Annotated in this window: 14 protein-coding genes and 1 pseudogene; 11 read left to right on the plus strand and 4 right to left on the minus strand. The window is 73.8% G+C overall.

The window, feature by feature from the left end; genetic code table 11:
* Window positions 1-405: 405 nt before the first annotated feature.
* The 4 genes from PYV61_RS06465 (at window position 406) to PYV61_RS06480 (ending at window position 5,212) form a co-directional block, all read left to right on the plus strand.
* Window positions 406-2,193, plus strand: coding sequence for an LptF/LptG family permease (locus PYV61_RS06465; protein WP_275829539.1), 1,788 nt, complete (start codon window positions 406-408; stop codon window positions 2,191-2,193).
* Window positions 2,190-3,350, plus strand: coding sequence for an LptF/LptG family permease (locus PYV61_RS06470; protein WP_275829541.1), 1,161 nt, complete (start codon window positions 2,190-2,192; stop codon window positions 3,348-3,350). Before PYV61_RS06465 ends, PYV61_RS06470 begins: the two co-directional genes overlap by 4 nt.
* A 124-nt stretch (window positions 3,351-3,474) precedes the next feature.
* On the plus strand, window positions 3,475-4,305 hold the full coding sequence (locus tag PYV61_RS06475) for an ABC transporter permease (protein WP_275829543.1): 831 nt from the start codon (window positions 3,475-3,477) through the stop codon (window positions 4,303-4,305).
* A gap of 28 nt (window positions 4,306-4,333) precedes the next feature.
* A complete protein-coding gene (locus tag PYV61_RS06480) occupies window positions 4,334-5,212 on the plus strand; it encodes an MlaD family protein (protein WP_275829545.1) in 879 nt (292 codons plus the stop codon).
* A gap of 114 nt (window positions 5,213-5,326) precedes the next feature.
* Here PYV61_RS06480 and PYV61_RS06485 read toward each other — a convergent pair whose 3' ends face one another.
* A complete protein-coding gene (locus PYV61_RS06485; RefSeq protein WP_275829547.1) occupies window positions 5,327-5,956 on the minus strand; it encodes a hypothetical protein in 630 nt (209 codons plus the stop codon).
* Window positions 5,957-5,958: 2 nt separating this feature from the next.
* Window positions 5,959-7,248, minus strand: coding sequence for a glycosyltransferase (locus tag PYV61_RS06490; protein ID WP_275829549.1), 1,290 nt, complete (start codon window positions 7,246-7,248; stop codon window positions 5,959-5,961).
* Between the two features lie 189 nt (window positions 7,249-7,437).
* On the opposite strand from PYV61_RS06490, the gene PYV61_RS06495 reads away from it, so the two are divergent.
* From PYV61_RS06495 to PYV61_RS06505, 3 genes are read left to right on the plus strand one after another with little or no spacing between them, the layout of a single operon-like run.
* Window positions 7,438-9,816, plus strand: coding sequence for a PAS domain S-box protein (locus PYV61_RS06495; protein WP_275829551.1), 2,379 nt, complete (start codon window positions 7,438-7,440; stop codon window positions 9,814-9,816).
* 16 nt (window positions 9,817-9,832) lie between these two features.
* A complete protein-coding gene (locus tag PYV61_RS06500; RefSeq protein ID WP_275829553.1) occupies window positions 9,833-11,332 on the plus strand; it encodes a hybrid sensor histidine kinase/response regulator in 1,500 nt (499 codons plus the stop codon).
* A complete protein-coding gene (locus tag PYV61_RS06505) occupies window positions 11,329-11,973 on the plus strand; it encodes a response regulator (RefSeq protein ID WP_275829555.1) in 645 nt (214 codons plus the stop codon). The genes PYV61_RS06500 and PYV61_RS06505 overlap by 4 nt, the downstream gene beginning before the upstream one ends.
* A 77-nt stretch (window positions 11,974-12,050) precedes the next feature.
* Here PYV61_RS06505 and PYV61_RS06510 read toward each other — a convergent pair whose 3' ends face one another.
* Window positions 12,051-15,416, minus strand: a complete 3,366-nt coding sequence (locus PYV61_RS06510) for a TonB-dependent receptor (protein ID WP_275829557.1) — start codon at window positions 15,414-15,416, stop codon at window positions 12,051-12,053.
* A gap of 337 nt (window positions 15,417-15,753) precedes the next feature.
* Entirely contained in the window at window positions 15,754-17,112 is a 1,359-nt protein-coding gene (locus tag PYV61_RS06515) for an amino acid permease (RefSeq protein ID WP_275829559.1), read from the minus strand.
* Window positions 17,113-17,266: 154 nt separating this feature from the next.
* On the opposite strand from PYV61_RS06515, the gene PYV61_RS06520 reads away from it, so the two are divergent.
* The 4 genes and pseudogenes from PYV61_RS06520 to PYV61_RS06535 all read left to right on the plus strand — a co-directional run.
* Entirely contained in the window at window positions 17,267-17,536 is a 270-nt protein-coding gene (locus PYV61_RS06520) for a hypothetical protein (RefSeq protein WP_275829561.1), read from the plus strand.
* Window positions 17,533-18,522, plus strand: coding sequence for a COX15/CtaA family protein (locus tag PYV61_RS06525; RefSeq protein ID WP_275829563.1), 990 nt, complete (start codon window positions 17,533-17,535; stop codon window positions 18,520-18,522). The genes PYV61_RS06520 and PYV61_RS06525 overlap by 4 nt, the downstream gene beginning before the upstream one ends.
* The gene (locus PYV61_RS06530) at window positions 18,519-19,421 is read left to right on the plus strand and encodes a heme o synthase (RefSeq protein ID WP_275829565.1); all 903 of its coding nucleotides are present in this window, start codon (window positions 18,519-18,521) and stop codon (window positions 19,419-19,421) included. Before PYV61_RS06525 ends, PYV61_RS06530 begins: the two co-directional genes overlap by 4 nt.
* 103 nt (window positions 19,422-19,524) lie before the next feature.
* Window positions 19,525-19,788 (plus strand): annotated as a pseudogene (locus tag PYV61_RS06535) (hypothetical protein); the annotation flags it as partial.

A 19,788-nucleotide genomic window follows, 5' to 3' on the forward strand; every position in this document is an offset into this window, starting at 1 on the left:
CGGCGGCGCGCCGCCGTGTCCACCGGCTGGGGGACGGCGGGCTGCGGCGCGGCGGGGGTCGGGCGCGGGGCGGAAGGCGGCGGCGGCGGGGGCGGCGCCGGGCGAGTCTGCGCGGCGGCGGGCGCTCCACCCAGCAGGGCGCCGCCGAGCAGGATTCGGAGGAGACGCACCAAACCCGAGGGCGTGGGTACTACGAGGCGCTACCAGAGGGCGCGGTCGGGCTTGTGTGCCCCCCCGCGCGGGGTGGAATATACCGGGAGTCCCGACCTCGACAACCGCGCGCCAAGCTGCGGCGTGTCTTGCGGTTACGGGCGCCCGGCCGCCCCCGTCCGGCTCGCGTTGTCCCGACCCCGATCGACGCACCGGCGCCGCGCCGGCCCGCGTCGTGCCCGTCCGCCCGTCGACGTGAAGATCACCACCAAGTACGTGCTCCGGGAGCACCTGGGTCCGCTGATGTTCGCGCTGTCGGCGCTGACCTCGCTCCTGCTGCTCAACTACATCAGCCGCAAGTTCGCCGACCTGATCGGCAAGGGACTCCCCTGGCGCGTCATCGGGGAGTTCTTCGTGCTGTCGATTCCGTTCACGGTGGCGATGACGCTGCCGATGGCGGTGCTGGTCTCGGTGCTGTACGCCTTCTCGCGCCTCGCGTCCGAGAACGAGATCACCGCCTTCAAGGCGAGCGGCGTGGCGATGGGGCGGCTGCTCGCCCCGGTGCTGGTGGCGGCGCTCGGCCTGGCGGGGCTCATGGTCTACTTCAACGACCAGGTCCTGCCGCGCGCCAACCACCGGCTGACGGTGCTGACCGGCGACATCGCCCGGACGCGCCCCACGTTCGCCCTCAACGAGCAGGTGCTCAACGAGGTGACCCCGCAGTTCATCATGCGGGCGATGCGGGTGGACAAGGAGAAGGGGACGATGCGCGACGTGACGATCTACGACATGTCGCGCCCGTCGGAGCTGCAGACCATCCGCGCCGACAGCGGCGCGCTGGCGCTGGCCCCGAACGCCAAGGACCTCGTCCTGACGCTGCACCACGGCGTGATCGAGCGGCTGGCCGAGGGGAAACCGGCCGACCTCAACCGCACGTTCTACGAGCGCAACCTCGTCCGCGTGCGCGACGTCGCCAAGTCGCTGACCCGCACCGAGCAGGGGGCGCAGAACTACAAGAGCGACCGCGAGATGTCGGTGTGCGAGCTGCAGGAGGCCTATCTCCGCTCGCGGAAGGAGTACCTGGTCGCGAAGCTCGAGTACGACCAGGCCATCGCCGACTCGCTCAAGCGGAAGCGCCCCGAGGCGCAGCCCCCCGGCCGGGTGTTCCTCGGCATCGGCCGCCTCTACTGCCAGGCCGTGACGCAGTTCCGGCAGGTGGTGGCGGTGCGCACGGCCGGCGCGATGGAGTGGCCGCAGCCGCCGCAGGCACAGCCGCCGCAGGCGCAGCCGCCGCAGGACACCGCGCGCCGCGACACCACCCGGCGCGACTCGACGCGCCGCGACACCGTGGCCGCGCCGCCGGTGCCGCTCCCCGCACCGATCCTGCAGCCCCCCACGCCGACCCCGGCGCCCGCGGCGGCGCCGCCGGTCCCCGCGGTCGCCCCGTCGAGCGGGATCCAGCCGTCGGGCGCCGACACCGCGGCGCTCCCCGCCGGCGGCGTCGCCGTCCCCCCGCCGCCGCCGGCCACGCCCCCGATCTCGCCGGACTCGGCGCAGCGCATCGCCGCCAACAACCCCGGCATGACCTCGGGCGCCCTGGTGGCCATCGCCCGCCTGCGCCTGAACGAGACGGCGACGCTCATGAACGGCTACGACATCGAGATCCACAAGAAGTTCGCGCTCGCCGTGGCCTGCATCGTGTTCGTGCTCCTCGGCGCGCCGGTCGCGCTGCGCTTCCCGCGCGGCGGGGTGGGCCTCGTCATCGGGATGAGCCTCTTCGTGTTCGCGCTCTACTACTGCTTCCTGATCGCCGGCGAGGAGCTGGCCACGCGCGGCTACCTCCCGCCGTGGATCTCGATGTGGGCGGCCAACGCGCTCTTCGGCGCGGTCGGGCTCCTGCTCGCCTTCCGCATGGGGCGCGAGAGCGGCTCGGCGCGCGGCGGCGGGCTGGGCGAGTGGTGGTACGCGCTCCGCCACCGGCGGCAGCTGCGCGCCGCGGCGCGCCGCCCGGCCCCCGCGCCCACGACGCAGGGGGCCGCGTGAGCGCCGCCCCGATGCCGGTGCGGCTCCCCGCCGCCTCGTCGGCCGCGCGCGGCGCCTTCTCGTCGCGCCGGCGCCTCCGCCTCGGCAGCGCGCTCGACCGCTACGTCCTGACCGAGTTCCTCAAGGTCTTCGTCGTGACGGCGGTCGGCTTCCCGCTGCTGCTGTTCGTCATCGACCTCGTCGACAACCTGAACAAGTACCTGCAGCGCGACATCCCGCGCCGCGACCTGCTCCTGAGCTACGCCTACTGGCTCCCCGAGCAGATGTTCCTGGTGCTCCCGGCGGCGGTGCTGTTCGCGACCGTGTTCACCGTCGGCGCGGTCACCCGGCACTCCGAGATCACGGCCGCCAAGGCGTCGGGGATCAGCTTCTACCGCTTCATCTTCCCGATCATCGGCGGGGCGATGATCGCCACGGCGCTGGGGCTCGGGCTGGGCGAGCTGGCGCCCGACGCCAACGCCACCCGGATGCGGCTGCTGCGCGAGTCGAAGGACCCGATGGGGACCTCGCGCGCCAACTTCGCGTACGCCGCCGAGGGGGGGCGCGTGTACCAGGCGCAGCTCCTGATCGTGGACTCGGGGCAGCTGGTGCGCCCGCAGATCGAGCGGAAGGGGAACGGCGCCGCCTACCCCGGGCTGCTCGCCGCCGCCAACGACGCGCGCTACCGGCGCGGGAGCGGCTGGCTGCTGCGCAACGGCACGCTGCACGTCCTGCCCGGCGACACGGTGATCCACGCCTTCGCCTTCGACTCGACGCTCGACCGCCGGATGACCGAGCGCCCGCGCGACCTGCTGACCGCGGCCAAGGCGCCGGCGGACATGGACTACCGCGAGCTGGGCGCCTACATCCAGGCGATGGAGCGCTCGGGGACCGACGTCGGCAAGCTGCGCGTCGAGCGCATGCTGAAGATCGCGATCCCGGTCACCTGCGTGATCATCCTCCTCTTCGGCGCCCCCCTCGCCACCAGCACGCAGCGCGGCGGCGCCGCCTACGGCGTGGGGCTCAGCCTGGGCACCACGATCATCTTCCTGGTGCTGATCCAGCTCACGCGCGCCATCGGCGGCAAGGGGCTGATCCAGCCGGAACTGGCGGCGTGGATTCCGTCGATGCTGTTCGGGGTGGTCGGCCTCGTACTTCTCGCCCGGGTTCGCACTTGAAAGCGGGAGTCGCGACTGCGGGAGTCGAAACGGCGGGAGTCGTGACCGCGCACTGCGCCGTTGCGACTCCCGTCGTATCGACTCCCGGTTCAACGACTCCCGCCGTCCCCGCTATTTTGCGCCGGTGACCACGTCCGTGACCCCGACTACGGCGACCCACGCCGTCCCCCGCTGGGCGATCCTCACGCGCACCACGCGCACGGCGCGCGGGCTCCTGGGCGCGTTCGGCGCGCGGGCGTACTTCGGCCGCGACGTCGCGCGCGCGTTCGCCCAGCCGGCGGGCTGGTGGGAGGAGTCGATCCGGCAGATGCGCGGCATCGGCGTCGACTCGCTGCCGCTGGTGCTCATCGTCGCCGGCTTCCTCGGCGGCGTGACGGCGTTCCAGTCGTACTACCAGCTGTTCGCCGGCGTGCAGCTGTCGGTGCTCGGCCTGCTGGTGCGCGGCAGCATCGTGCTGGAGCTGGGCCCCCTCATCACGGCGATCGTGCTGTGCGGCCGGGTGGGAGCGCGCATGACGGCCGAGATCGGGACGATGCGCGTCACCGAGCAGATCGACGCGCTCGAGACGCTGGCCTACGACCCGGTGGGGCACCTCGCGACGCCGCGGCTCGTGGCGTGCCTGGTGATGTTCCCGGTGCTCGTCCTCATCGCCAACGCGACCGCCATCCTCGTCGCCTGGGCGACGCTGCTGGCGGCGACGCCGGTCACGACGACCGACTACGTGGCGGGGCTCCGGCTGGCGTTCGTGCCGTTCCAGGTGATCTACGGCCTGATCAAGGCGTTCTTCTTCGGCGGCGCGGTCGCCTTCGTCTGCTCGTACGAGGGCTACGTCACCGGCGCCGGCGCCGAGGGCGTGGGGCGCTCGACCGCCCGCGCCGTCGTCGCCGCGTCGATGTCGATCCTCGTGGTCGACGCGCTGGTCGCGGCGGCGCTCGCCCGCTACGTGAGCGCCTGACCGCGCCCGGCCTCCCAACCCCCGGTCCATGAAGCGTCGGAACGAAGTGCTCGTCGGCGGGCTGCTGCTGGCCGCGCTGGCCATCGGGATCCTCGGCACCATCTGGCTGGTGCGCGGCGGCTTCCGCTCGGGCTACCCGCTGTACTCGGTGTTCCGCTGGGGCGCGAACCTCAAGGTCGGCCAGGCGGTGCGCCTCGCCGGCGTGCAGGTCGGCTACGTCGAGGACGTGGGGCTCCGCAACGACGGCACGCTCGTCCTCAAGATGGCGATCGAGGAGGGGCGCACGATCCCGCGCAACGCGCGCGCGGTGGTGCAGGCGGTCGGCATCTTCGGCGACGCCGAGGTCGCGCTGCTCGGGACCCCCGACGCGCGCGCCTACGCCGCCGGCGACACCGTCCCCGCCGGCACCCCGGCGCCCGGCATCCCCGAGCTGACCGCCAAGGGCGACTCGGTGGCCACGATCGCGGTCGCCCTCTCGAAGCAGCTGCAGGCGACGCTGGTCGACAGCGGCGGCCTCCAGGACATCCGGCAGACGATGGCCCGCACCAACGCGCTGGTCGCCCAGCTCGCGACCATCGCCGCCGAGCAGTCGCGTCAGCTCTCGGCGACGCAGGGCACGGTGCGCCGCACGCTGAGCGCCGTCGACTCGGCGACCGTCGACTCCACCCTGCGCAGCGTCCGCTCGACCGCCGCCAACGCCGCCGCGCTCTCCGACTCGCTGCGGCTTACCGTCGCGCAGATCAACGGCACCCTCGCCACGCTGCGCACCGGCAACGGCACCGCCGGCAAGCTGCTCACCGACTCGCTGCTCTACGCCGACGTGCGGCGGCTGGTCACGCGGCTCGACTCGCTGACGCTGGACTTCAAGAACAATCCGAGGAAGTACATCAAGCTCGAGATCTTCTGATACAGCGGGTGTCTCCAAAGCGGGAGTCTCCAAAGCGGGAGTCGAAAGGGCGGGAGTCGTGGGAGCGTCGTCACGACTCCCGCTCTTTCGACTCCCGCCGTAACGACTCCCGCTTCACGCGGACGGCTGCCGCCCCATCACCCTCCGCCCCTCCGGCGAGAGCGCGACGTCCGTGACCACCTCCGGCCCCTCGTCCAGGCGCCGCGGGTCGAGGGGCGGGACGCGCAGGGTGACGAGGCCGCGCCGCTCCAGCGCCTGCAGGTGCTCGACGACGCGCGCGAACGGCTCGCCCGACGCGTCGAGGCTCGACGACGAGCGGCGGAAGGTGGACTCGCCGTCGGCGACGCGGCGGAGGAGCGCGAGCTGCGCGGTCTCCCAGCTCCGCGCGGGCGACTCCTCAGGGGTCTCCCACTTCGGGAAGCGCTCCCACACGACCTCGGGCTCGTCGTCGAGCACCGTGCCGGCCCAGCCGATCCAGACGCGCAGCCACACCACGCCGCTGCCGCCCATGTGCCCGTCCTCGACCTCGGCGCGGTAGACGAACGCCGCGTCGCCGTCGCGCGACAGGCGCAGCGGGAAGTGCGGCCCCCCGCCGACCGACAGGCGCAGCCGGCGCACGCGGTAGCGGTGCCGCAGCAGCCAGCGCTCGACCGTGCCCTGCGCGGCGTCGCGGCGGAAGCGCCACTGGAGCACGCCGACCAGCGCGAACGCGCCGACGACGAGCAGCCACGCGGCGTCCCGCATCGTCAGGCCGACGCGGCAGCGCGCGGGCGCGCGGGGGCCAGCAGGCGCTCGATCGCGGCGCAGGCGGCGCCGACGCCGTCCTCGGCGCGCGCGACGGCGCCCACGCGCGCCGCCGCCTCCGCATACGACGGGTCGTCGAGCAGCGCGCGCAGCTCGGCGGCGGCGCGCGCGGCGGGGTAGCGACCCACGGGGAGCACGCGCGCCATCCCCAGCCCGCGCGCGCGGTACGCGTCGTCGAGCTGGTCGTGGGCGAACGGCACGCCGAGGATCGGGCGCCCCGCGCGCAGCCCCTGCCCCAGCGTGCCGGCGCCGCACTGCTGCGCCACCGCCGCCGCGCGCGGGAACAGCAGCGAGTGCGGCGCCGCCGCCGCCACGTGCACGTCGTCGCCCCGCTCGCCGGCCCACGCGGCCATCCCGTCGCGCCCCACCAGCAGCACGGCGCGCCGCCCGACCGCGCGCGCCGCCGCCAGGCTGCGCGCGTAGAAGTCGCCCGCCGCCATCACCGCCGCCGAGCCGAGGGTGAAGACGATCGGCGGCTCGCCGGCCGCCAGGAACGCCTCCAGCGCCGGCGACAGCGCGGTGCCGTGCGGCGCGTCGTACAGGCACTGGCCCGCGACCACCACGTGGGCCGGCCAGTCGGGCTGCGGCTCGGCGAGCAGGCGCGAGAAGAGCGCGAGCACCAGGTGCGGCGAGTGCTGCCCCTCGAAGATCGGGCTCGGCGCCGGCGGCAGCCCCTCGCGCGCGCGCAGCGCCTGCAGCGGCGCGTCCCACCCGCTCGTGGCGAGGCGCGCGCCGCGCACGATCCACCCGCCGATCGCCGGCACCCACCGCTCGGCGTCCTTCAGCCACGGCGCCGGCGGCAGCACCGGCGCGTCGGTGGCCGAGAAGAACGACGTCGGCGCCAGCACCACCGAGGCCCACGGCAGCCCGCGCCGCTCGGCGAGCACGCGGGTGGCGACCGTCACCGGGTGCCCCACCAGCAGGTCCGCCGCGTCGGCGAGCGGCGAGAGGTCGTCGTACATCGCCGCGGCCGCGGGCATGATCAACTCGCGCAGCACCACCTCGCTCCCCTTCGCCGGGTCCATGATGCGGCGGACCAGCGCGGCGTCGGTCGGGTCGACCGACGGGCGGATCGGGTGGAAGGCGACGCCGGCGGCGTCGGAGACCTCGCGGAAGTACGCGGGCGCCGCCAGGATGGGGGCGTGTCCGCGCGCGGCCAGCCCGCGGGCGAGCGCGAGGTAGGGGTCCACGTCGCCGTGCGACCCCCAGCAGGTGAGGACGATGCGCGCCATCGAAGGGGGCGGAGGCGGATCCGGACCGGCGTCCCCAAGTGTACCATCGTGGGCGTGCTCCCGCCCCTCCGGCGGCGTCGGGCGCGTGCGACGCCTTGAGCCCGCCGCACCACTCCCGTAGCCTTCGGGCTGCTGTCGGTCATCTGTTTCTCCCCCGATGCCCGGCGGCGCCCCGCCCCGCCCTCCCCCATGGCGCCCTCCCCCACCGACGCCCCCCTCGCGCCCCCGACGGCGGAAGAGCAGCTCGCCCAGCGCACGCGCGAGCTCGAGGCCGTCCTCCTCGCGTTCCCCGACCTCTTCTTCCGCCTCGACGGCGAAGGGGTCGTGCTGGAGCGCCGGGCGGGGCAGGCCGCGGCGCTGCGCTTCACCGACGCCGAGGTGATCGGGCGCCGGCTGCGCGACCTCCTCCCCGACGACGCGCGCGCGCGCTTCGACGAGGCGTTCGACCGCGCGCGGCGCAGCGGCGAGCTGGCGGGCGCCGAGTACCGCGTGCTGGGCGAGCACGGGTGGCGCGACTGGGAGGCGCGCATCGTCCCGCTGCGCGACGGGCAGCTCGTCACCCTGGTCCGCGACATCACCGCGCGCAAGGACGCCGAGCGCCGGCTGCGCGCGCGCGAGGAGCAGTTCCGCCGCCTGAGCGAGAACGCGACCGACGTCGTGCAGATCGTCGACCGCGACGCGCGCATCGTCTACACCGGGCCGTCGATGAAGCGGCTGCTCGGCTACGCCCCCGAGGAGATCGCCGGCACCGACGCGCTGTCGTACCTCCACCCCGACGACGTGGCGACGGCCACCACGGTGCTCGGCGAGATGGTCGCCGACCCGTCGCGCACCCGCTACGTCGAGTACCGCAACCGCCACAAGGACGGCGGCTGGCGCTACTTCGAGGCGCACGTCGGCACGCTGTCGCCCGGCACCACCGACGACGGCTTCGTCGTCAACGCGCGCGACGTCACCGACCGGCGCGCGGCCGCCGAGGCGCTCCGCCGCAGCGAGGAGCGCTACCGCGTCCTCATCGAGAACACGCACGACATCATCACCACGCTCGACGTCGAGGGGCGCATCACCTACCAGAGCCCGGCCGTCGAGCGCTCGCTCGGCTACCGCCCGGACGAGATGGTGGGGCGCGACGCGTTCGACCTCCTGCACCCGGACGACTACCTGCAGGTGCGGGCGGCGATGAACGTGATGGTCGGCAGCCCCGGCACCACCGGGCACGCCGAGTACCGCTACCGCCACCGCGACGGGCACTGGCGGCGGCTGGAGACCTTCGGGCGCACGCTCTCGCCGCACTCGGCCGACGACGGGCTGGTGTTCAACAGCCGCGACGTCACCACGCGCTGGGAGGCCGTCGAGGCGCTGCGCCAGGCCAACGCCGAGGCGCACGCCGCGCGCGAGGAGGCCGAGCGCGCGAACGTGGCCAAGAGCGAGTTCCTGTCGCGCATGAGCCACGAGCTGCGCACGCCGCTCAACAGCATCCTCGGCTTCGCCCAGCTGCTGCAGGCGTCCGAGCTGACGCCCCGCGGGCAGAAGGGGGTGCAGCACATCCTCACCGCCGGCGAGCACCTGCTGACGCTCATCAACGAGGTGCTCGACATCGCGCGCATCGAGGCCGGGCGCCAGCAGCTGTCGATCGAGCCGGTGCGGCTGGTGAGCGCGCTGCAGGAGGCGGTGTCGCTGGTGCGCCCGCTCGCGGGGCGCCGCGGCGTCCGCCTGTACGAGGGCTACGACCCGGGCGACGAGGTGTTCGTGCGCGCCGACCGGCAGCGGCTCGTGCAGGTGCTGCTCAACCTCCTGTCCAACGCGGTCAAGTACAACCGCCCCGACGGCGAGGTGCGGCTGATGGCGTCGGTGTCGCCCGAGACGGCGGGGCGCGCCGCGCGCGTCTGGGTGCGCGTCGAGGACACGGGGCACGGCATCCCCGACGACCGACGCCACGAGCTGTTCGTCCCCTTCTCGCGCCTGGGCGCCGAGCGCACCGAGGTCGAGGGGACGGGGCTCGGCCTCGCCCTGTCGCACCGGCTCGTCGAGGCGATGGGGGGCGCGCTGACGCTGGAGCGCAGCACGCCGGCGGGGAGCGCCTTCCGCGTGGCGCTCCTCCCGGAGGAGAACCCGCTGCAGGCCGTGGTGGCGATGGCGCAGACGTCGGAGTTCGCCGTCCCCGCGCGCGGACCGGCGGCGACGATCCTCTACGTCGAGGACAACCTCGCCAACATGAGCCTCATCGAGCAGATCCTCGAGGCGCGCCCCGACTGGCGGCTGGTGCCGGCGCTCCAGGGGCGGCTCGGGCTCGAGCTGGCGAAGTCGCACCCGCCCGACGTCGTGCTCCTCGACCTGCACCTCCCCGACATCTCGGGGGAGGACGTGCTGCGCGAGCTGCGCGCCCGGCCGCGCACCGCGCGCACGCCGGTCATCGTCGTCAGCGCCGACGCGACGCCCAAGACGGTCGAGCGGCTGCTGCAGGCCGGCGCCACCGCGTACCTGACCAAGCCGCTCAAGGTGAAGCAGTTCCTGCGCACGCTCGACGGGGTGCTGACCGCGGCGCGCGACGCCGCGCCGGGCGCGTGACGGGGGCCCGGCGCCGGTGACCGACCCGCTCACGTCCTGCCGCGTCCTCCTGGTCGACGACGAGCCGGCGAACCTCGACCTGCTGCAGGCGATCCTCGAGGGCGAGGGGATCACCGGGATCGTGCAGACCGACGACGCCCGCGAGGCGGTGCCGCTGGTGGACGCGGCGTGCCCCGACCTCGTGCTGCTCGACCTGCACATGCCCCACCGCAGCGGCTTCGAGGTGCTCGCCGACCTCCGCGCGCGCGAGGGGGACCACGACTTCCTCCCCGTCCTCGTCCTCACCGCCGACGCGACCTTCCGCGCCAAGGAGCAGGCGCTGGCCGGCGGAGCGACCGACTTCCTTACCAAGCCGTTCAGCAACGCCGAGGTCGTGCTGCGCGTGCGCAACCTGCTGCGCACGCGCCTGCTCTACCGCGAGCAGCGCGACGCGCGGCGCTCGGCCGAGCTGCTCGACGAGGCGACCGCGATGCTGCACGCCTCGCTCGACGGCGACACGGCGGTGGCGCGCGTGGCCTGCCTCATGGCCGAGCGGCTCGCCGTCGGCTGCGCGGTCGACCTGCGCGACGACGAGGGGCGGCTGGTGCGCGTCGCCGAGTACCGCGAGCCCGGGGGCGGCGCCGAGGTCGACACGCGCGGGGCGATGATGGTGCTGCCGCTGCGCGCCTCCACCGGCGACGTCGGGCTGCTGGCGCTCTCGCGCGGCGCGCCGGGCGCCGCGTTCACCGCCGCGGAGGCGCGGCTGGCCGAGGAGCTGGCGCGCCGGGTGGCGCTGGCCGTCGAGCAGGCGCGCCTGTTCCGCGAGGCGCGGCAGGCCGCCGAGGCGCGCGAGCGCGTGCTGGCCGTCGTGGCGCACGACCTGCGCAACCCGCTGTGCGCGCTCAAGGTCGACACCGAGCTGCTGCGCGAGCGCGCCGACGTGTCCGACCGCACGCCGCTGGAGCGCCGCGTGCTCGCCCGCATGCACGACACCACCGCGCGCATGGACGCGCTGATCGGGGACCTGCTGGACGTCACGCGCTTCGGGCGCGGCGAGCCGGGGCTGGAGCGCGCCGAGCGCGACGTGGCGCGGGTGGTCGCCGACGCCGCCGAGGCGCTGCGCGGCTTCGTGGCCTCGCACGACCTGGCGCTCGACCTCGAGATCGCGGACGCGCCCGTGCCGGCCGCCGTCGACGCGGCGCGCGTCGAGCAGGTGGTCTCCAATCTCGTCGGCAACGCGGTCAAGTTCACCGCCGCCGGCGGGCGGGTCGCGGTCGGCTGCGCGGCGGTCGACGGCGAGGCGCGCCTGACGGTGCGCGACACCGGCGTCGGCATCCCCGCCGAGCAGCTCCCCCACGTCTTCGGCGCCTTCTGGCAGGCGCGCCACGCCGACCGGCGCGGGCTCGGCCTCGGCCTGGCCATCGCGCGCGGCATCGTCGAGGCGCACGGCGGCCGGATCTGGGTCGAGAGCCGCCCCGGCGAGGGCACCACCTTCACCTGCGCCTTCCCCCAGCGGAGCGAGGGACCGCACGCATGACCGAACGCACGCCCCCGACCCGGCTGCTCGTGGTCGAGGACACCCGCGAGATCGCCGAGGCGCTCCAGGACTCGCTCGAGGCGGAGGGCTACGAGGTCGCGCTCGCGACCAAGGCGGCCCACGCGCTGGCGCTCGCGACCAGCCACCGCCCGGCGCTCGTCCTGCTCGACCTCGGGCTCCCCGACCGCGACGGCTACGAGGTGCTGCGCGAGCTGCGCGCCCGCGGCAGCGACGTCCCGGTGCTGATCCTCAGCGCGCGCCGCGAGGAGGCCGACAAGCTGCAGGGCTTCCGCCTCGGCGCCGACGACTACGTCACCAAGCCGTTCAGCCGCCCCGAGCTGCTGGCCCGGCTGGAGGCGCTGCTCAAGCGCGCCGCGCGCGGCGGCGCCGCCCCCCCCGCCGAGGCGGCGCCCGCCCCCGTCGGCACGCGCCTCTCCGACGACGACATGCGCGCCAAGTTCGGGCTCACGCCGCGCCAGCTCGACGTCGCCAAGCTGCTCGCCGAGGGGCGCACGAACCAGGAGATCGCCGAGGCGCTCGGCACCAGCTTCTACACCGCGCGCAACCACGCCGAGCAGGTGCTGCGGCGCCTGGGGGTGGCGTCGCGGGCGGCGGTGGGAGCGGTGTTCTACGGCGCCTGACCTGCCCTCCGCTGGTAAAAAACCGAACGGCCCCGGCGCGATGCGCGCCGGGGCCGTTCCGTTCACCGCCCGCCGCCTCAGAAGGCGTAGCGGAAGGTGAGCTGCATGCGGTACACGTTGCCGACCGAGTTCACGAAGTTCTGGAACTGCTGCGCGTTGCCGTTGGCGTCCGACACGCGCGAGTCGAACTCGTAGTTCACGGTCCCCTTCTCGTTCGAGTTCGCGCCCGCCGTGCGGCCGCGGACCGTCAGGATCTGCTGCTGCGGGAACGTGGAGAGGATCGTGCCGCGGTTGATCCCCCAGTCGCCGTTCAGCAGGTTCAGGAAGTTGAAGATGTCGAGCTGCGCCGAGAGGCGGTTGCCGCGGAACTCCGGCAGCGTCTGGCGGACGCTGACGTTCATCAGCCGCTGCCACGGGTTGAAGCAGCTGTTGCGCTCGAAGATCTTGCCGCGCTGCTCGTCGAGACACTCGATCTGCGAGATGAAGTTCTCGAAGCGCTGCGCCGCGGCCGCGTCCAGCTGGAACTGGTTGTTCACCAGGCGGCCGATGCGGATCTCGCTGGCGTCGGTCGCGTTGTTCGGGACGTAGATCGGGTCGTTGGCGTTGAAGCCGTCGCCGTTCAGGTCGCCGAACACCGTGTACGAGATCGGCGAGCCCGAGTTGAGCGTCAGGTCGGCCGACACGTCGGTCGGGAAGCGCTTCCACGGCGCGGTGTACGTGCCGAACAGCTGGAAGCGGTGGCGGAGCTCGTAGGCCGACGTCGTGAGGTCGTCGGACTTCTCCAGCCCGGCGTACTCGCGCCCGTTGCGCCAGATCGAGATCGCGCGGTCCGAGGTGAACGACTGCACCTCGTAGGCGCGGGTGTACGTGTAGCTCGCCGTCAGGTCCAGGCCGCCCGAGAAGCGCTTCTGCAGGCGCGGCGTGAGCGACCAGTTGTAGCCCTTCGACTGGTTGGTCACGTAGATCGCGCCCTCGCCCAGCTGCACCGCCGGCGTGCCGTTGGTGACGATCGCGCGCGTCGTGCACGTCGCCGCCGCGAGGCAGGCGTCGGTGATCGGCGTGTTGCCGGTCGTCTGCGTGGTGCGGATCGTGTCCGCGTAGAGCACGCGGCCCGTGTTCGTCGTGTACGGCTGCCCGCCGACCAGGCGCGGCCCCGTGATGTTCAGGTCCGTGACGCGGATGCCGTTGATGTCACGCCCGTAGAGCCCCTCGAGCGAGAACGTCACGGCGCCCGGCAGGCGGAAGTCCGCGCCGGCCGTGGTCACGAAGCGCTGCGGGTACTTGAAGTCCGGGTCGGTCAGGTTGACGCCGGCCGTGCCGGCCGCGCCCTGCACCGGGGCGGGCAGGTTGCGGCAGGAGGTCGGCAGCGCGTTGACGTCGGTCGTGAACGCCGGCGTCGCCGCGCCCGTGCAGTTCAGGATCGCCAGCCCGCGGCCGGTGTTCTGGTACGCGTTGCCGAGCAGGATGTACGGCGGGTTGCCCGTGTACACGCCCGCGTTGCCGCGCAGCTGCAGCGTCTGGTCGCCCTTCACGTCCCAGTTCATGCCGAGGCGCGGCGAGAACAGCGCGCGCGTCTTGGGCGTCCCGGTCGTCGAGACCTGGATCCCCTTGGCCGCGAAGCCCGCGCTGATGTTCGGGTTCTCCGGCGGCGTGTCGGTCAGGCGCGGGACGTCCATGCGGAGGCCGCCGCTGACCGTGAAGCGCGGCGTCACGGCCCACTGGTCCTGCGCGTAGGCGCTGAACACCTGGGCGCCGAAGTCGGCCGCGATCCCGGGGCCGTTGGCGTACGCCACCGAGTAGCCGACCGGCTGGCGGTTCTGGAGCGAGTCGAGGCTCGAGAACTTGTAGACGCCGTAGCTGCGCTGGCGGAAGTCGTTGAGGATGCGCGTGTCGTCGTACCGCACGCCGAACGTCAGCGTGTGGTCCCCGACCGGCATCGTCAGGTTGTTCGTCAGCTCCAGCACCTTCTGGTCGAGCAGGTTGACCGTCGAGAACTGCTCGGTGCCGAAGGTGATCTGCGGCGTCGCGGCGCCGGTCGTCCCCGGGGCGCGCGCCGAGACGCTGATCTCGGGCGTCGCCACGGGCGGGACGCGCTCGTCGCGGATCGTGTTGTACGACGCGGTGAACTCGTTCGAGATGCCGCGCGGCAGGTTCGTGAACGCCTGGAAGACCGTCGAGTAGTTGGTGTTCTCGCGCGGGATCTGGTTCGATCCCAGGCGGAAGCCCGTCCCCTGGACGTTCGGGTCGGCGTTGAAGTTCGTCTGGTTGCGCGAGAAGTCGAGCTGCTCGGCCGTGTTGTACAGCTGGCGCAGCACGAAGCGCGTGTTGTCGTTCAGGCGGAAGTCGAGGCGCCCGATGAAGTTCGTCAGCGGCGTCTCGCGCTTGACGACCGACGCCGTGCCGGCGTCGATGCCGAGCCCCTGCGCGATGCTCTGCGCGCGCTGGATCTGGCCGTAGGTGATCCCGCCGCCGCCGGTGACCGTGTCGCCGGCCGCCGCGTTGGCGCCGAACGACGCGCCGGTGCTCGGCTCGTCGCGGCGCTGCACCTCGAGCGCCGTGAAGAAGTGCAGGCGGTCCTTGATGATCGGGCCGCCGAGGAAGCCGCCGATCTGCTGCTGCCGCAGGTTGCCCGTGCGCACGTACGCCGTGTCGCGCGCCAGCGACGGGTTGCGGAAGGTGTACGTCAGCCCGCCGGTGAACGTGTTCGTGCCGCTGCGCGTCACCGCGTTCACGAGCACGCCGGCGAAGTTGCCGAGGCGCACGTCGGTCGGCGTGAGGTTGACCTGCACCTCCTTGATCGCGTCGAGCGGGACGATGCGGCCGGCGGCCGCGCCGCCCGGGACGCCGCCCGAGCTGTTGAGCGCGAAGCGGTCGCTCTGGTTCGCGCCGTCGACCGTGATCTGGCTCAGGCGCGGGTTCGAGCCCGCCGCGCTGAAGCCGCCCGTCTGGCTGGTGACCTGCGGCGTGAGGCGGACGAACGACGTGAAGTCGCGGTCCAGGTTCGGCAGGCGGCGCAGCAGCGTGTCGGTGATGACCGTCTGCGCGCCCTGCCGCGTCGGGTTGAACAGCGCGTCGACTGCGGCGTTCGCCGTCACGGTCACCGCGGAGAGCTGCGCCGCCTGGTTCTGCAGCTGGAAGTCGGCGCGCGTCGCCTGGTTCAGCGACACCACGACGTTCTCACGCGTCTGCGGCGTGTAGCCGATCAGGCGCACCGTGACCGCGTACTGGGAGCCGACCTCCAGGTTCTGCACGAAGAACCGGCCGTTCGCGCGCGTCAGCTGCCCGGCGGTGAACCCGGTCTGCCGGTTCACGACCTGGACCTGGGCGTTCTCGACCGGCTGCCCGTTCGGCCCGGTGACGACGCCGGTCACGGCGCCCGTGGTCGCGCCCTGCGCGTGCGCGCCCGACGCGGACGCCGCGGCGGCCATGAAGGCCGTGGCCACGGCGAGCTTCCAACGATGATAGTCCATACTCGGAGGTGCGTCCGAAGTGAGGAGTGATGCCGCCGACGCGTTCAGAGATGCGCTGCGCTGCAGCCAACCCGACTCGGCGGACGCTCCGCGGCCGGGCAGGCGGGGGCCCGGACGAGGAACTTCGTGGGCGCGCCCCGGTAGGAAGGGGATTTCTCGGGCGCGCGGGAAACGCTTACAGCGTTACAAACCTAGCCCCGCTCGCAAGCGGCCGGCACCGTGCCCGGCCGGACCGGCGGTAACCGGACGGTCACGGGAGGGGGGCCGCACGGGACCGACGCTCGGGCGGACCCCCGGTCCCCCCCCCGAGTCACCGCCGCCGCCCCACCGTCAGGTAGTAGACCGGGATCCCCAGCAGGCACACGCCCAGCGTCCCCGCCGTCGCCCACCGGCTCGACGGGTCGAGCAGGGCGTTGCCCAGCAGGTACAGCGAGGCCGCCACGAAGAGCAGCGGCACGACCGGGTACAGGGGGACCCGGAACGGGGGGTTGTAGTCCGGCTGCCGCCGGAGCCGGAAGATCGCCGCGACCCCGAGCGCGTAGAACGGGACGATCGCCGTCACGAAGGCGTCGGCCAGCTGCTCGAACGTCCGCAGCATCACGAACGCGACCCCCAGCCCCGCCGTCATCAGGATGGCGACGTACGGGCTCTGGAAGCGGGGGTGCACCCGCGCCACCGGCTGGAAGAACAGCTTGTCCTCGGCGAGCGCGAAGAAGATGCGGGGCCCCGTCAGCAGCGTCCCGTTGAGCGTCCCGAAGGTCGAGAGCATCACCGTCACCGCGACGAAGACCACGCCCGGCGCCCCGAGCAGCCGCTGCGCCACGTCGGCGGCCACCAGGCGCGACGCCCGGATCTCGTCCACCGACATCACCGCCAGGTACGCCACGTTCGCCAGCAGGTAGATGGCGATCACCGCCAGCGTCCCGATGATCAGCGCCCGCGGGAGCGTCCGCCGCGGGTCCTTGACCTCGCCGGCCACGAAGCTCAGGTCGGCCCACCCGTCGAAGGCCCACAGCGCGCTCACCAGCGCCAGCCCGAAGGCGCCGACCGCGAAGCTCCCCGGGGGCGCCGCCGGGGTGAAGTTCGCCCCCCCGGTCTGCGGGAGCCCGAGCGCCAGCGCCAGGACGATGATGAACAGCAGCCCGCCGTACTTGGCGATGGTGGTCAGGTTCTGCACCGTCGCCCCGGTCCTCGCGCCCCGGTAGTTGAAGACGGCGGTGACCAGGATCGCCGCCGCCGCCACCCAGTGCACCCAGTCGCTGTACGGCGCGAGCGACGGGTCGTAGCCGAGGACCCGGAGCAGGTACTCGGCGAAGGTCGTCGAGATCGCCCCCAGCGAGGCGGCCCGGATCACCGCCATCTCCGCCCACCCGAAGAGGAAGGCGGGGAGGCGCCCCCACCCGTCGCGGATGAAGACGTAGATGCCCCCCGTCTCCGGGCGGGCGCCGGCGATCTCGGCCAGCGTCAGCGCCCCGCAGAGGGCGAACAGCCCGCCGGTGATCCAGACCGCGAAGAGGGGGAGCGGCCCGGGGAGACGGTCGGCGATCCCGGCGGGGGAGCGGAAGATCCCCGAGCCGATGGTCGAGCCGATAAGGACCGCCACGGCGCTCCAGAGGCCGAGCTGGCGGGGGAGCCTGGAGCCGCCGGCGGGCGGGGGGGTGGCGGACATGGCCGGAACGGTAACGCCCGGTCACGGGCCGCGCATCCTGCGTCCGGTCAAGCAGTTGGAGTTTCCTCCGGCTTGAAGTCGCCGCGTCGCCGGGCGACCTTTCGCGGGCTGTCGCTCGACCCCCCATCGGTATCTCCTCGACATCCGTCGATTCATGAGTGCGAACGTCGCCGACGCGGTCTTCTGGATCGCCGTCGTCGCCTGCGTGGTGGCCCAGGCGGCGATCACGCGCTCGGTCCTCGTGGCCCGCCAGCCGGAGCTTCCCGCCGGCGCGCGCGTCGCCCCCGCCCGGCGCTCCGCCGAGCTGGCGTGGGCGCTCCTCCCCGCCCTGGCCCTGGCCGGCGTGCTCGCGCTGACCTGGCGCGAGCTGCACCCGGCGACGGCCGCGGCACCGGGCGCCGACGCCGCGGAGGTGCGGGCGTGACCGCGCTGCGCCGGACCGGCCTCGCCGCCCTCCTCCTCGCCTTCGCGCACATCGTGTTCGGCGCGGTGGTGCGCATCTCGGGCTCCGGGATGGGGTGCATCGACCGCTGGCCGCGCTGTGCCGACCCGCGCACCGGGCAGGAGTACTGGTTCCCGCCGCTCGACTACCCGATCCTCGTGATCGAGTGGACGCACCGCCTGGTCGCCGGGCTGCTGAACCTCGCGATCGCGGCGGTGGTCGCGACGGCCTGGCGCCGGCGCGGGCGCCCCGGCGTCTCCGGCCCCGGCGGGCCGCTGCGCGCGGCGGTCCTCTCGCTCGCGATCGTCCTCTCGGCCGCGATCCTGGGCGCCGTGACGGTGCGCACCTGGAACACGCCGGTGGCCACGGTCGCGCACAAGTTGAGCGCGGCCGCGCTGCTGGCGGCGCTCGCCGCCACGGTGGTGCGCGCCGGCGGCCTCGGCGCCGCGGCGCCCGCCGCGCTCACGCGCAAGGCGTCGCGCGGCGCGCTGGGCGCCGCCGCCCTGGCGATCGTGGTCGTGGCGATGGGCGGCTTCACCGCCAAGATCCCCGACGCCGCCGTGGCCTGCGCCGGCTTCCCGCTGTGCGGCGACGGCTCGCTCGGCGGGGGCGCGCAGCACGTGCAGCTGACGCACCGGATCCTCGCCTACGCGCTCGTGCTCCACCTGGTCGGCCTCCCGTTCGCCTTCGCCAGGCGCGGCGAGCCCTCCGCGCTGCGCCGCCTGGCCGCCGCGGGCGCGCTGCTCGGCGTGCTGCAGGTGGCGTGGGCCGCCTGGATGGTGCTCGGCGGCTTCCCCGGCGTCGTGCGCTCGCTGCACCAGGCCACGGGCGTGGCGATCTGGGTGGTGGCGTTCACGATGGCGTACGTGGCGCGGCGCGCGAGCGTCGAGCGGGGAGCGTCGAGCGTCGAGGGCGTCCGCTCGACGCTCGACGCTCCACGCTCGACGCTGCCGGAGTTCGCGCGATGACCGGAATCGCCGTGACCGACGAGCGCGCGCGCTCGCTGACCAGCGACCTGGTCGCCCTCACCAAGCCGCGCATCATCTCGCTCCTGCTGGTGACCACGGTCGCGCCGATGTTCGTGGCCGGCACGCCGTCGTGGTGGACGGTGCTGATCGTGACCGTCGGCGGCTACCTGATGGCCGGCGGGGCGAACGCGGTCAACATGTACCTCGACCGCGACATCGACGACGTCATGTCGCGCACGCGGCTGCGCCCCATCCCGAGCGGGCGCATGGCGCCGCAGGCGGTGCTGGCGTTCGGCGTGCTGCTGGCGACGACCGCGACGTGGCTGCTGGCGCAGTTCGTCAACGTGCTGACCGCCGGGCTCGCGCTGGCCGGGTTCTACTTCTACGTCTTCATCTACACGCGCTGGCTCAAGCGGTCGTCGCCGTCGAACATCGTGATCGGCGGCGCCGCCGGCGCCTTCCCCCCGCTCGTCGGGTGGGCGGCGGTGACGGGACGCGTGGACCTCGCGGCGCTGTACCTGTTCCTGATCGTCTTCTACTGGACGCCGCCGCACTTCTGGGCGCTCGCGCTCCTCAAGCAGAAGGACTACGGGCGCGCCGGGATCCCGATGGCGCCGCTGGTGTGGGGCGAGCGCGAGACGATGAACCAGATGCTCTGGTACACCATCGTCCTGCTCGCGCTGACCGTGCTCCCGGTGGCGTTCGGCGCCTTCGGCTGGGTCTACCTCGCCAGCGCGGTCGTGCTGGGCGGGCTGCTGCTGCGCGGCGTGCTCCAGGTCCGCTCGCTCGACCGCCAGCAGGAGATCTGGACCAAGGCGGCGTGGTGGACCTACAAGTACTCGCTGCTCTACCTCGCGCTGCTGTTCGTCGCGATGGTCGTGGACCGCGCCGTCCGCTAGCGCGCGGGCCGACCCACTCCGATCGCTGCGGGGCTGCGGGCTGCGGAAGAGCACTGTGCCCTTCCACCGCCCCGCAGCCCCGCAGGACTTTTCCGAGACTCCCATGTCCTACGATCCCACCCCGCTCCCCGACGGCGCGTCGCTGGCGGTGCACGTCGCCGGCGGCGGCGGGGAGCCCGACTGCGTGTACGAGCTGGCGCGGCCGCGCGACGGGCGCGTCGCGGTGCGCACGATCCCGGCGCCCGGCGCCCCCGAGGCGTACGAGGACGACGCCGAGGCGCTGCTCGACCGGCCCGAGCCCGCGCGGCGCGCCGGGCGCCGCGTGAGCGTCGAGGGCTACGCGCTCCGCCACTGGCTGCTCGGGCGC

Source organism: Roseisolibacter sp. H3M3-2 (assembly GCF_029211165.1).
GTDB lineage: Bacteria > Gemmatimonadota > Gemmatimonadetes > Gemmatimonadales > Gemmatimonadaceae > Roseisolibacter.

What these genes read in the sequence shown, in the direction of transcription:
- PYV61_RS06515 (WP_275829559.1), bottom strand. Translation starts at nt 17,112, where the DNA reads ATGTCCGCCACCCCCCCGCCCGCCGGCGGCTCCAGGCTCCCCCGCCAG.
- PYV61_RS06505 (WP_275829555.1), top strand. Translation starts at nt 11,329, where the DNA reads ATGACCGAACGCACGCCCCCGACCCGGCTGCTCGTGGTCGAGGACACC.
- PYV61_RS06495 (WP_275829551.1), top strand. Translation starts at nt 7,438, where the DNA reads ATGGCGCCCTCCCCCACCGACGCCCCCCTCGCGCCCCCGACGGCGGAA.
- PYV61_RS06530 (WP_275829565.1), top strand. Translation starts at nt 18,519, where the DNA reads ATGACCGGAATCGCCGTGACCGACGAGCGCGCGCGCTCGCTGACCAGC.
- PYV61_RS06490 (WP_275829549.1), bottom strand. Translation starts at nt 7,248, where the DNA reads ATGGCGCGCATCGTCCTCACCTGCTGGGGGTCGCACGGCGACGTGGAC.
- PYV61_RS06520 (WP_275829561.1), top strand. Translation starts at nt 17,267, where the DNA reads ATGAGTGCGAACGTCGCCGACGCGGTCTTCTGGATCGCCGTCGTCGCC.
- PYV61_RS06485 (WP_275829547.1), bottom strand. Translation starts at nt 5,956, where the DNA reads ATGCGGGACGCCGCGTGGCTGCTCGTCGTCGGCGCGTTCGCGCTGGTC.
- PYV61_RS06480 (WP_275829545.1), top strand. Translation starts at nt 4,334, where the DNA reads ATGAAGCGTCGGAACGAAGTGCTCGTCGGCGGGCTGCTGCTGGCCGCG.